Origin of the sequence: Aequorivita aurantiaca (genome assembly GCF_030410135.1) — a bacterium.
Taxonomy (GTDB): Bacteria; Bacteroidota; Bacteroidia; order Flavobacteriales; family Flavobacteriaceae; genus Aequorivita; species Aequorivita aurantiaca.
The window spans coordinates 46,784-61,137 of sequence record NZ_JAUGQQ010000009.1; the positions used below are offsets into that span (position 1 = coordinate 46,784).

General features: G+C 34.1%; 8 protein-coding genes. 1 reads left to right on the forward strand and 7 read right to left on the reverse strand.

The window, feature by feature from the left end; genetic code table 11:
• Positions 1–22: 22 nt before the first annotated feature.
• Complete coding sequence (locus tag QRD02_RS12030; RefSeq protein WP_290255205.1) at positions 23–2,179, forward strand: T9SS type A sorting domain-containing protein; 2,157 nt, start codon at positions 23–25, stop codon at positions 2,177–2,179.
• Between the two features lie 231 nt (positions 2,180–2,410).
• On the opposite strand, the gene QRD02_RS12035 is transcribed toward QRD02_RS12030, so the two are convergent.
• The 7 genes from QRD02_RS12035 to QRD02_RS12065 all read right to left on the reverse strand — a co-directional run bounded on the left by QRD02_RS12035 (position 2,411) and on the right by QRD02_RS12065 (position 14,354).
• Positions 2,411–2,671 carry an RteC domain-containing protein gene (locus tag QRD02_RS12035; protein WP_290255230.1) on the reverse strand — a complete coding sequence of 87 codons (261 nt, stop codon included), beginning with the start codon at positions 2,669–2,671 and terminating at the stop codon, positions 2,411–2,413.
• Between the two features lie 23 nt (positions 2,672–2,694).
• A complete protein-coding gene (locus QRD02_RS12040; protein ID WP_290255207.1) occupies positions 2,695–4,056 on the reverse strand; it encodes a TIR domain-containing protein in 1,362 nt (453 codons plus the stop codon).
• 636 nt (positions 4,057–4,692) lie between these two features.
• Positions 4,693–7,659, reverse strand: coding sequence for a type I restriction endonuclease subunit R (locus tag QRD02_RS12045; RefSeq protein ID WP_290255209.1), 2,967 nt, complete (start codon positions 7,657–7,659; stop codon positions 4,693–4,695).
• 5 nt (positions 7,660–7,664) lie between these two features.
• Positions 7,665–10,448, reverse strand: a complete 2,784-nt coding sequence (locus QRD02_RS12050; protein ID WP_290255210.1) for a sacsin N-terminal ATP-binding-like domain-containing protein — start codon at positions 10,446–10,448, stop codon at positions 7,665–7,667.
• Positions 10,449–10,471: 23 nt separating this feature from the next.
• On the reverse strand, positions 10,472–11,065 hold the full coding sequence (locus tag QRD02_RS12055) for a GIY-YIG nuclease family protein (RefSeq protein ID WP_290255211.1): 594 nt from the start codon (positions 11,063–11,065) through the stop codon (positions 10,472–10,474).
• A gap of 105 nt (positions 11,066–11,170) precedes the next feature.
• Positions 11,171–13,204, reverse strand: a complete 2,034-nt coding sequence (locus QRD02_RS12060) for an ATP-binding protein (RefSeq protein ID WP_290255212.1) — start codon at positions 13,202–13,204, stop codon at positions 11,171–11,173.
• A 10-nt stretch (positions 13,205–13,214) separates the two neighbouring features.
• On the reverse strand, positions 13,215–14,354 hold the full coding sequence (locus QRD02_RS12065; protein WP_290255213.1) for a restriction endonuclease subunit S: 1,140 nt from the start codon (positions 14,352–14,354) through the stop codon (positions 13,215–13,217).

The following is a 14,354-nucleotide window of genomic DNA, read 5'->3' on the forward strand; positions in this document are numbered from 1 at the left end:
GAACTTTAAAATAAATAAACAGATGATACATAAAACTACTTTACTGGTAATGTTGCTAATCCACAGTTTGATTTCTGCCCAAACCTGGGACCCCGTTAACGGACCTTTTGGAGGCAGTGTTCAAGCCATGACCCTAAATGAAGACGGGGATATATTTATAGGCACCCAAGGAGGTGGAGTGTTTCGATCAATGGACGGAGCCATCCAATGGGAGGATGTGAACGATGGGATAACCAACAATGTGATATGGTCGCTGACTGTCGCGCCGAATGGAAATGTTTTTGCCGGGACCTTGGGCGGAGGTGTTTTTCGATCAATCAATAATGGAGCTAGTTGGAACGCCGTGAACAGCGGATTAAGCGATGTGAATATAAGTGCACTTCTGGCAACGGCCAATGGGTATTTATTTGCTGGCACCACCAATGGGGGGGTATTTCGTTCAACGGATAACGGTGATAATTGGAGCATACATTCCAATGGTATTAGCACTAACTATATTACGGCCTTTGCGGCAAACACTGCAGGGGACATTTTTGCCGGCACCTTCGGCGGAGGCACCTTCCGATCTGCAGACTACGGAGATAACTGGATTTCCGTGGGGGGACCCGCCTCCTGTCAAATACCGTTATGTTACACCATTGCGGCCAATGGAGATATTTTCGTCGGCTCCGATTTTGATGATGGAATTTATCTCTCTACGGATAATGGTGATACCTGGGATCATTTGCCGGCCTTGGGGACCTCAACAAATTACAGTGTTTATGAAATCCTTATTTTAGATAATGGGGATATTTTAGCCGCAACCTATGGAGCAGGAATTTTTCGTTCTTCCGATTATGGAAATTCTTGGAGCGAAAGCAATAGTGGACTTACCGATCCGAGAGTAACTACCTTGGGAATGGATGCGGACAATCGAATTTTTGCCGGCACTTTTTTAGGAAATGCATTATTCGCAAGTGATGATGACGGGGGGAATTGGAGTAAGGAAAACACAGGCATAACTGCGCTTGATATACGGGCAGTATTAGCCGATGATGCCAGTGGAAATATGTTTGTAGGTACTTATGGTGCCGGAATTTTCCGAACCGTGGATGTGGGGGAAAATTGGGTACAGATAAATAATGGACTTGCCGCGAAGTTTATTAAAACAATTGCAAAAACGCCTGATGGAACGCTGTTCGGAGGCGCCGAGTTTATTGATGGGGAGGGCGGTGTGTATCGTTCCACTAATAATGGCGATTCATGGGAAGAAATCAACCAAGGGACAATTGCCTCAGGTATAAATGCCTTAGTAGCAAACCCCCAGGGAGATCTTTTTGCCGCCACCGCCTATGATGGAGTTTATAGGTCGGCCGACAATGGAGATTCGTGGGTGCAAATGAATTCCGGACTTAGCTGTATTAATCTTCTGGCCTTAACTATCAATTCCAACGGGGATCTATTTGTCGGAAGCACGGGATGTGGAGAAGGGGTATTTCGTTCTACCAACAACGGCAGCACCTGGACCCTGGTGAACAACGGACTGACAATTACGGATATAAACAGTCTTGCAATTGATGCCAATAACCGTATATATGCCACGGCGTCCACGTTTACAGGCAGCAGTTTTTTAGGGACCATCTTCCTTTCGGATGATAGTGGAGACAATTGGACTGAAATAGCAACAGGGTTACCAGACATAAATCCGCAAACGCTCAGCATAAATGCGCAAAATCGTGTTTTTGTGGGGACTGATGTCGGGGTATTTACCAAGACCAATAATGGGACGACCTGGATGGGATTGAGCGAGGGGCTATTCAATCGTGATACCCGTGCCTTAGCCGTGGATGACAATGGTTTCCTTTTTGCGGGAACCAATGGCGGGGGACTTTATAAAATTGGTTCCAATTTGGGAATAGAAACCAATATTGCGTTACAGGGGGTAGGGTTGAAACAGAATATTCCCAATCCATGTTCCACCATTACACAAATTCCCTTTAAACTGGATTATCCAACAGAAATTTCCCTGATAGTATATGATATATTAGGACGGGAATTGAATACAATAAATGTAGGACCCAAAGGTCCAGGCGAGCATTCCATTTATCTGAATGTGTCGGATTGGGATGCAGGGGTTTATTTTTATACCCTTAATGCAGATGGAAAGCAGTTTACAAGGAAAATGGTAGTGAACCATTAAATTTTGTTATTATGAAATGACAAGTTACGTCTGAGAAGGTGAGTACGGGGTACTATTGGTGTTGAGTATCACTTTAGCGATAATACGAACGGAGAGTCTCGATCCATTCACCAACGGCGGACACTCGTCTTGACATTTCGTGACTAATTGCGTGGCTAGATACAGCCGCCTGAGGCGGATACAGTACCTGAGAGTTTATTATTTAATATACCGGACGGTTGTGGGTTCTATTTACCAACTATCAGTATCGATTATCCGGTTTTGGAGGCTTGTTTTTAGCAGGTTAAGGAGTTTGGATTGATTGGTTTTCCGCAATTTTATTTCCTGGAAGGTGCGGTAGCAATCGCCCAGATCGATATTGAAGATATGCTCGAGGGTAGAACCGAATTGTCTGATGCCTATATTGCCGTTATTCACTACACCGGAGGCCTGGAGGGCGTAGATGAGTTCCACGAGATCTACTTTCTGGCCCGGCCACCAATTGTGATGCAGAGTGTAACTCTATATATTCATAATTATACAGTTATTAATTCAAGATTCGTGATGTTTGCGATTTTCTTTATTTCGAGTAAATCATTTGAAGTAAGATCTTCGGTTGTAATTACTTTAATATCATCCGTAAAATCGACGAATTTATTTTGCTCTTGTATTTTTAACTTGGATGAATCAATTACAATAAATTTGTTTTTGCAGTTCTTCAATATTTCTCTTTTAGACCTTATTTCGTAATTGCTGTGTACCGCAAAACCTTCATTCTTATAAACCCCATTCGCGCCTACAAAGCAGATATCTGCCCCGCCAAGTTTAGATATTGTCTCTTGGAAACCAGAATCAACATTCTGATAAATTTCGTCATCATTAACAACGGCTAAAGAATTGGGTCTTATCCGACCTTCTGTCATAAACACACTTAAAATATTATTATTATCAACCAAACCCAACTTACTCGAATACGTTAAAAGCTCCTGAGCTATAGGAATGGAATTAGTAACTATTTTTAAATTATCCCATAATCCCATTTCTAAGCCTTTATTAATTTCTTTCGCAATAGCTAAGGTCGTGGAACCTGAGTCTAGTGCTAAAATAAAATTAGAATTAATAAACTTTATTGCTCGTTTTGCGATTTTCTCCTTATTTTTTGAATGGATTGCCAATTTCCATGAATAATGTTCTTGTTTAACCCAAATATATTCACCATCACTTACAATTCCGGTTAAATGGTTCTGTTTTATTATTCGAGTAATTAAATCTTTGAAAGAGAAAATAGAAATATCCACTAACTCATTTTGCTCTTTAAGCATCTCTAAAAGCTGAATTAAGTCGAGAGGATTATTTTGACGATATGGATAAACTAACAATCTTACTTTTTCTGCAATTTCCTTAATAAAATGGTCAGCTTCATCTAATAAATCTAAGGAGGACTTTTGATCTGAACCTAAGCCACTGCCATATAGCTCCTTACAGGTCCAGGCAAATAATTGATGGATTAAATTTTTAGCGGTCAAAGCAATAGCCTCATCTGAAAATTCATAGCATGGAAGGAAAAATCTTTTTTTTATATTTAAATCTTCTATAGAATCCCATATATCTTTTTCCAAAACAATTGGAAGGACGAAGGGCCTACTAAGTTTCAATTCCTTTTTAATTCCCCAATCAAATTCCTGCATAACCCAATTAGATTCAACCGCATTTCTATCAATAATTAGAACTAAGAAATTAATATCCTCTTCAATAGTTTTTTTAATAGTGTTTTGAACTTCTTCTCCAATAAGAAGTTTTTTTTCGTCAATCCATAATTCAATAAAATCCGGCATATGTTTTCTTAATTCTTTAATAAATAGCTTTTGTCTTTGACTATGACTTATGAATATTTTCATTTTATTGCGAATTGAGGGTTAATAAAAACAAATATGCACTTAACGTTAATATTATTAATATCAAATACAAAAAGAAAATAGAGAATCTAAACAAAATAGGCAAAAAGGATATCTTTTTCTTAAGGGCAGTAATATCTAAATTTAAATTTGACTGTTGACTAGCAACTTCGTTCGTATAAAATAATCGATAGATTTTTTCTAACCAGAGATAATAAGAATCTAGAACCCAAAAAATAATAATTATTGGTATCCCTGAAATGAGTATTATTACTTTTTGCTTATCCAAACTTAATGCTATCAATCCAGTAATGAGCGTAATACACCATCCCTTTATTAGAAATGAATTTGTGCTCAATCGGGTGATAACATTCTGTATAAATTCAAGATGTTTTATTTTAAATTGTTCATCCATCGAAATTTAGTTTAAAGCTTTTATAGTATACAATATTGGATAAAACTTCGCCGTGCTTACAATATTGACGTTATAAAAGGACAACTATTGTTGAAAACCTAAATTACTCATTTTTAGTAATTAAAAATATAGAAAATTGGGTTACGAATATTTCGAAGGTATAGTTTAAAATTTAAATCGATGTAAGCATTGGAGTAAATATATATTTACCTAATTAAACGCATCTAATAATACTCTTTTATATATGCATAGGCCCGCTCAAAAAGCACCTGGTCTTTATGAAGCCTATATTTTAAAAGCGCTTTTCTAAGCGATTGCTGAACTTCCCGCTCACCTGAACTTGTTGTTTGCCACCCAGGAAAACTTACCATTCTTACGATACCATCTATATCATTTACGATACGTTCTACTACTGCGGGAGTTTGATCGGTTTTAAGCTCTATAAATAATTCCGTTAATGCTGCTTGCGGCGTTTTTTCCTGTATCAGCTCTTCTATTTCTTTTTCTGCCTGTACTGTTTCCTTGGCAAGTTTACAAAGTTCTTTTACAAACTCAATTGAAGTAATTAACCCCTGTTCCGCCTGATCTCTTAGTGCTTCCAGCCGCTCACTTAACTTTTTAAATTTTGGATCACCAGCGTGTCTCTTAAATCTTTTTACGAGGATTTTTTCAAGCTTTTTAGCATTTGAAGGATCGGGATTATTAAAGATATTTTCTATTACATCTGCATCCAATCTATATTCTTCCAAAGTATGCACATCGCCAACGTGGATATTTTCATGCATTAATTTTGTAGTCTGTGCTCCCAAAGCTATCCATAACAATTTACCCAAATTGTCACCCGCAGGCCTTACAGACTCGAACACTTGAGATAACCATTTATAATCTTCTTGATAAATATCGAGCATTCTATCTGGTGATAAGGACTCCCATAATTTGGATAGATACTTATAATCTTTTGCAAAGGCATCTTTCTTCTTGTCATCCTTAATGGCATTTTGCGCCTTTTCCAATCCCTCAAAACCTTCAATCGTTCTATCTACTCCTTCAAAATGAGATAAAGCATTCTTTACAGCTTCGGGTAATTTAGTTCGCAATAAGGATAGATTGGTAATTACCGTTTTAACTGATTCCTCATCAAACTGCAATGCTTTTGCCGCATCATCAAAGACTCCGAAATAATCCACAATACGTCCAAATGTTTTGTTAGGATATAGTCTGTTTGTTCTACAAATAGCTTGCAAAAGCGTATGATCTTTCAAGGACTTATCCAGATACATTGTTTGCAATATCGGCGCATCAAAGCCTGTAAGAAGTTTTGCAGTTACTATAATAAATTTAAGTTCCGCTTGCGGATCATTAAATTCATCTATGATTTTTTCTTGCTGACTTTTATCAATCCCCCACTGCTGTTTAAATTCAAAAGAATCATTAGCAGAGGTTGAAAAAACAACGCTACTCGCTTCTGGAATAAAATATTTATCCAGCTCTTCTTTATATTGCACACAAGCATAACGGTCTGGTGTAATAATCATAGCTTTAAACCCTTGCGGAGCTACTTTTTCTTTAAAATGAATTGAAATATCCTTCACAATGCGCTCCACACGTTCGGGCGCTTTTAAAAAAGCTGCCATACGTGCGGCTTTCTTGTTTAAGGCATCGGCTTCTTCATCGCTTAGCGCTGCGCTTTCAGCAAATTCTTTAAATGCTTTATCTATTGTTTCCTTATCTACGTGAACATCTACCAATCGCGGTTCAAAATGTAATGGCAGGGTGGCATTGTCTCTGATAGAATCGTGAAAGGTATAGCGGGACATATAGGCTCCTTTATCTTCCTCGGCCCCAAAAGCCCAAAAAGTATTTTTATCTGCTTTATTTACGGGCGTTCCAGTCAATCCAAATAAAAATGCATTGGGTAAAGCTGCACGCATTTGTCTTCCCAAATCTCCTTCCTGGGTTCTATGTGCCTCATCAACCAATACAATAATATTTTCGCGAATATTCATATTAGGTTTCGCATCGCGAAACTTATGAATCATAGAGATAATTATTTTCCGCGTATCTCTTTCCAGCAACCTTTGTAAGTCTTTAATATTATCGGTGGTTTCCACATTGGCTACATCTGCAGCGTTGAAGGTTCCAGATATTTGAGTGTCTAGATCAGTTCGGTCAACAAGAATAATAACTGTGGGACTTTTAAGCGATGCTTCCCTCCGCAACTTTTGCGCGGCAAAAACCATCAATAAGGATTTACCAGAACCTTGAAAATGCCACAACAATCCTTTTTTAATTGATCCTTCTTTAACACGCTCCACTATTTTATTGGCGCCCTCATACTGCTGAAAGCGACAGATAATTTTGATTCGCTGTTTTTTATTATTGGTTGAAAAAAGAGAAAAGTTTTGTAGTATATCTAATAACCTTTTTGGACTTAACAGATCAGTCAACTGTTTGCCGATTCCCTCTAATCCTAATTGTTGTGCCAAATCCATCTTATCTGCCTCCAGGCGCCATGGAGCCCAAAATTCTAAAGGAGTTCTAATTGCACCATAATAAAGTTCTTTTCCTTCTGTGGCAAAGGAAAGTATGTTAGGTACAAATAATTGTGGTACCGCATTTTCATATATTTCGTGAACCTCATAAGCACCATCCAACCAACTTACAGCAGGTCTTATAGGTGTCTTTGCCTCCCCAATTACAATTGGTATGCCATTAATTAGCATTACAATATCCGGAATCTTGGTTTCCCTATTGTGAATTCTATATTGGTTGGTAATTATATAGCTGTTGTTTTCTATGGTCTCAAAATCTATTAGCCTTACTGGAACGTGCCGATTGTTTTTCCCAAAAGGCATGGTTTTATCGCCAGACATCCATTTAAAAAATTCCTCATTGGCCCGTACCAAACCTGTTTGGTTTACTGAAAGCAGAATAGCACGAAGTTTATAAATAACCTCATCTGCCAAAGTTGGGTTTTGATTGATCTCAGGGTTTAATCTGATTAATGACTCTTTCAACTCATTTTCCAGCAACACTTCATTTACACCACGCTTTAATTCTTGGGCAGTTTTAAAAACCCATTGCTTGCCATAGGCTGCATTGGGCTCTGAAATATCTGGTCGATTTAGATTGCTTCCGCTTAGTTGGTAGATGATGTAGTTTTCTACACTGTTTAGCTCGTTAAAGGCCATATTTATTATCCTTTTAGACTTTTTATAATCGCAGTTTCAAGCTCTAAAATCGATTTTGATTTACTCTTCAGAAATTCGTAATCTATGCTACATCTAAAATCTGCATTAAGCATTAATAATTTCGCTTCTTTAGCCCTACTAGTGCTTTCCACAACCTTTTTATGATCATCATATACTGTTTCTAAAAAATCCCCTGGTTTTGATATAAACTTCAAATTTTTCAAAACATAATCCTCGTCCATATCTTTAATATCCTTTGTGCGCTCAATGAGAGCAATACAATAATGCTCTTTATATTTTGGATTTACAGCTCTCTCCAATTGAGAAATGGCAAGTTTTATCGAATCAGTATTACCTTGACGAACAGACTTCATCTCAATGTAGAAAGACTTACCGTTTACAGGATTAGTTATCCTAAAATCATATGACCCTCCCCCAGCATAAACAAAATCAATTGCATCTAAATCTACTTTTTCAACAATTAAACCTAAATGCATTTTCTCGAATGCTGACTTAAACAATTTTTCAACATCACTTCCTATCAAAGACTTTGTGTCAAAGTCACGTTTTTTTTCACCCTCCTCACGAGCAATATTCATTACAGCTATAGGAATGGTATTTGGGAATAAATCTGCTAGCTCTTTAAGCTGAGTTAGATTTGTTCCCGAATCAATTATACTTACAATTTGATTTATCTCAGATATATTGTCTAAAACCTTATTTAATTCTTCTTGAGTAACTTCAGATTCTGCAAGTTTAACTAAAGTATCTTGCTTACCACTATCTCGAATTGTTATCGCTTTTACTCTTTCTTCTTCATCAAAACTCTCAAGAAAAAAATTTGTATAGGAACTATTAAAAGTTGGAAAATAAATTGGTAAATCACCCCATTTTGGAAATCCTTTACTTTTTAACCATTTTAAAAGTTTGCTCAATCCTTCTATTTCCTGTTTTGATAATCTAGAATTTGCATCAAGACGAATTCTAAAAATATCATCAATTTCCTTTGCTAAAGTTTTCCATGTCTTAAATTTATTATCAGGTAATAGATTAGGAATCTTTTTATTTATATCATTGTTTAAAAGCTTATTTCTATAGTCCTCACCTCTCATTTTATTGTATACTTCTATCAAATCAGGAAAAACTCCTTTATCAGTAAAAATTTCAGCATCCCTATTTACAAAATCACCTTTTTCTGACTGACTGGGGAGTATTTTAAAATTAGTAAGTAATCCGGCATCATTAACTTTAACATATTTAATAAAATTTCCTAACCACTCAACTGTATCTTCTTCATTTTTATTAATATAATCGGCAAGTTGTATTAAATTTTTTTTATCCTCAACCATTTTTACAGCTGCTTCCAATCTGAAAGGAACGGATTTAAATATAGTAAAGTCAATATTTTTTAACCATTTCAAATATTCTACTCTGGCGGGAACTTCATTTAAAATTAAATCACGGGTAATATCATAAAATTCCAAATCCTTTGACTCAGTTTTATTTTCGGGTATAAAAGGAAGTTTCAGTTTGGAATACGAAATGGACTTACCATTACAATTAATAAAATCTACTTCATCAAGAACTATTTTAATTTCTTTTTCAATATTTTTCTGAAACCAGTCAGAATTACTTGATAGAGCTTTTATCCTATCACTTTTTAATTGAACTAAATTATATAGATTTCCAATTTCATCATTAGCCAAGTTCTCAAGCAATTTTTTAAAAGCTTTTACTCCATTCAGTAGGTTGGTTCTGTTTTCAATATCATTGTCTGATATATTTATTCCATTACGCTCGGTTTCAGGTTTAAATTTTGGAGAATTTATTGTTACCGGAAAAGGAAATCTTTCGGAACCAATCATAGGAAGATATAAAAAAAGTACTGCAATCTCTTCTTGATACTCTACTACCCTATTATTTTCTATTTCTGTTGCTACAATTACATCTGCTTCTTTAAAATACCTTACTTCAATATCATTCTGAGGTTTAGAGTTAATATTCAAGCCTATTTCACATTTTCCTATTTCTTCGTTTCTACTTTTTTGATAAAATAATTTTTCTTCCAAACCATTTTTGTGCTGTATAATTTTAACAGATTTAAGTTTTGGTAAGAAAGTAAAGACTAAAGGCAATACTTTAATTGCATACTTAATACCTGACAGCGCGTATTCTTTTGAATTTAAGCCAGGTAAGCTATTGGATAAATCATAAGTGAATTTGTTGTCGAATGATCCTGATAAATAATCCACTGATTTATAATCAGTCTTTAATTGATCTTCAGATTCTTTAATAGAATCAATTAAAAGTTTTTTTGAATTATAATCTTTTCTATTTAATTCAAACTTAAAACTATAATGTTCGGTGTCCCGATACTTATCTTTAACCAAACCTTCAACAGTTATAAAAGCAGAAAGGACGTGTGTAGATATAAAACCACTCCCAAATCGCCCAATATAATCTTCATCAATATCATCATCATCTTTATCAGAATCTGGTGTTATTAAATTTTCTACATCTACCAATTTAAAAGGCTTACCATTGTGCCTAAAAATCAACTTGTCCTCCTTAAGTTCTAATTCAATATCAACTTCATCATTAAAATCACTTGCATTTTGAACTAATTCCCAAAACCATCTATATTGAAGTGACTGAATTTTACTAGGAATTGGCTCTAATTTCTCCATCAATCTTTTAGCAGGAATACTTAACTTCTTTTCAATTTCCGTTTCCTTAATTTGCTCTTCAAATGAAATAATTTTTTCGATTCCAATAATTTTTTCTTCCATATCGTTAGCGTTGTGATTATTATTTAAAATTTTGTTAGAGCTATTTTTCTACACTCTCTTCTTAATAGTGTTAATTCTTCAATTGCGGAAGGATTATAAGTAGTATTTAAAAAAGGACGATTATTTTCTATTATTGTAGATTCAATTAATTTTAAATTATTATCTATTGTAATCCAATTTACTGTCAAATTGGTTTCAATCCATTCTATAATTTCTGATTGATCTTTATAAGAAAACCTGTAATTTTTTTGATTGGCTTTACCGATTAAAGACCCAATTGGCGGGGTATATCTTAAAATAGCGCCTAAAGTTCTAAAAAAAGTGCCAGGACCTTTTGCGTATAATTCCTGATTCAATCTCTTCTTTAAGCTTATTGAGGCCATCCCTATATATAGCAAGTTGTGACCACTGCTAAGAATTGTATTAATTATATCATTAAATAAATCTGGTTCTTTACTTAATTGTAATTTTGCTTTTAAATTTGCGGGATTTGCTAAACGTATTGCATATACTCCAGGTTCTGCTGGAATTTCTTTGATTGCTCTAATAACAGGAATAAACCAAGTATCCTTTATCAATTTGTTACTTATTTCAGTGATATTCTCTGATGCTTTCATAAACTTATTTTTGCTTTTACATAACGGTCAAATCGAACGAATAGATCAATAAGCTTTAATTAAATTAACATAGAGTAATCTATTACTCTCCTAATTCCTAAAACATTAAATCCCTAACTTATTGAACAATACTTTATTTCTTTTCTTTGCATTTGATAACACTTGGTTAAAAGGCATAACATCAATTACGCATTTCAAACTTTTATTATAACCATAGTATCCCAGGCCATCGTAAGTTTTTTCTAATTGAGCATTTTCAGAATATTCAATTATCTTTTCGTTTATATCACAAATTAAATAACAGTAGAATCGAGTGTACTCATTTATATCATACGTTCTTCCATCTGCTGTCAACTTTTTACCATTGCGAATTTTTCTAACATAATCGTATAATTGAACTATAGGATTGTCAACATATTCATTATAGCCTTTTCGCATAGGCCTTTTAAATTCAACAAGAACAACAGAATTAAACGGAGCTTCATCACCCTCTATATAGGAAATTGGATTATTAAATATCATTAAATCAGGTCGATCCTTTGGATCTCCTTCAAAATCCTCGATTGTATTTAATGCTCTATCGGAAGATAAAAAAGTATGAAAACTTAAGCGTTCATCTAGAATCCAAAGATTCTGATTGTTATAGTCTATTTCGTTGGATGTAGTTTTTGTGGGATAAATAATACTATGAACTGTATCTTCTAATTCATATTTACCTTGCACATTTAATCCAAGTGATTTTTCAAACAATTCTAATATATATTTTCTATGCACTACATATTGAGAAAGTTTAGATTTGTTTAAATCAGTAAGCTCCTCAAATATTTTCAAATATTTTTGTTTTAAAACATCAGCATTCTCATCTCTAGCATCATCTGTCAATACTGAATTAACATCTCTTCTTGTACCAAATTCAACGTCTTGTAACAGTCTGTATAATTTTAAATCTAATTCTTGCTCCGAAGTATTTTCAGTAACCACTACATCATCAAAAGATTCAACATACTTATTTAAAATTCTATATTGTGGTGCTTTTTCAGCAATGAAATCTGAAATTCTTTCTAATTTTTCAGCTTTAAATTTTTCTACTTCTTCACTAAAATGTTTTTTAATTACTGGAATCAATTCTTTATATAAATCACTTTCCGCTATTAATTCTTCATCTAGAATCCCATTTTTACTAAATCTTATTTCAGTACGTTCATCATTTATGTTATCATCGAAATACTTACCCTCAATATATCCTACAATAAGATAATTTTGAGCTGTTGTTGAATCCTTAATTTTACCACTTACATCGGGAAGTACTTTATTGATATTAAAGTTTTCTACTTCTCTATGATTGGCAGACAAGGAAATTCTATGAAAAGTTAATTCCTCATGTTCAAACCATTTTAAAAGAGTTATTTTAAAGTCATTAGTCCCCACATTAAACTTTTCGGAAAATCGATTACCCCTTGTGATTTTATCAAAGTAATTGTTTAAATTAATTTTATCAGAACCATCTAGTAAATTAATATTAGGACAATTTTCATTTAAAAAATAAATTAAACAATGTTCAACAATTCTATTGGCAATAGTGTCAATTCGTTTAGGACATTTTGATCTATATGGATCCTTGTAACCATTAAGGGTTATTATGGTTTTCTTTTTTGGATTTCCTTCCAATTTATTTACAACTGGATGCTCGATTCCATCCGTGGTTCTTAGATTAAAGGAAAAACTTCTTTTCTGTGGTTTTAAACCTTCATAATAAATACTTTCAATTGTAACATTGTAAAATGCTTTTAACCACATAAATCGTCCAATACCCAAACCACCCCTTTCAGCTTTGTGAGTAGAATACTCTCTTTTAAAAGATTCATAATTCTCTTCATTAAATCCAATACCATTGTCTTCTATTTCAAATCCTATAATTTCCGGAGTTAATCGACCAATTTCAAATTCAATACTTGATTGAGAGGAACGAATTAATTTGATGTTAATTTCTCCTTTTGGACTTTTGGTATCTTCAATTGCGTGGATAGAATTAATTATGGCTTCAAACAAAGGCAGAAGCATATTTCGTTCCGCTAACTTTAATCGATTTACTCTACCTTTTAAATCAATTCCTATTTTATCTGTTGTAGTTTTTGCCATATTTAAATACTTAAAACACTTGATTGATTAAACTTTTTTGGAGGGATTTTGAACTAGATATTTTTAATTCAACCAACTTAATGCTATTATTCAAGGAGTTAAAAAGATTGATTATTACCTCTTGATCTATTTTAGTTAACTTTGGAATTTCAATATTTTCTATCATTCCTGGATCCACGTGGGGTATTGCAGAGCCAACCGTAGCTCTTTTTATATCATTTGTTTTGAATCTTAAAAATTGAAAAACAAAATCTTTTAAAAAGCCTTCTTTTTTAATAATTAGCTTACACATTGTACTAGCTAAAAACCCTTCTTTTCCGAAGAGCATTTCGCCTGCATTGGAACCATCCCATAAAATTAAAATATCTGTCTCATCAATTTTAATAGATTTATTCCAAGACTCTTTTGGAACAATTGATTCAATTTTTCCAGTTCGTAAATACTTTGCTGTACAATATGGAAGACCATCTCCTTCCTCTAATAAAACAGGTGGCTTTTTTCCTTTTTTAACCGAAACTATATGTTTAAGTTTAATTCTTTCTGAATTTTTATCATCATAAAAATAATGCTTAAGGTATGCTAAATCCTCTTTAATTAGTTTCTCTAAAACCTCATTCTCCCTCGCAATAACCTCATCCATCGTCCAAAGCAATTCGGCCAGTTGGGCTTGTTGGTCTTTGGGTGGGAGGAGGAATTCTTGTTCTTTTAATTGTCCCCAGTTTATAGTAGGAGAAAGACCTCCAACAGAAATATCAACCGCTTTGTGCATAAATAAATCTGAATGCAAAAAGAAAGGAAATAACTTTGGATCAATTACTTTAGGATTCGCTCTTAAAACAAAGGCGTGTGCAGAACATATTCCTTCAAAATCAACAATTGCTGCCTTGCGTTGATAGGCGCGACGTTTTCCGAAAATAACATCGCCAGGATAACATTTTAATTTTCCGCCGCTTACATCTGCTGGCGTACCTTGTCTGTTTATATGAATACTCTCGGCATCTATGTGTTCTAAACCAATATAGATTTCTAAATCAGTGGTATTGGGATCGACGGTTTCTGATATTTTATTTGCAATTTGATCAAACCGAAAACTTTTCCAATTTGTTTTATCCAGGTTTTTCAAAACAATATTTTGCTTCATTGTCATCAT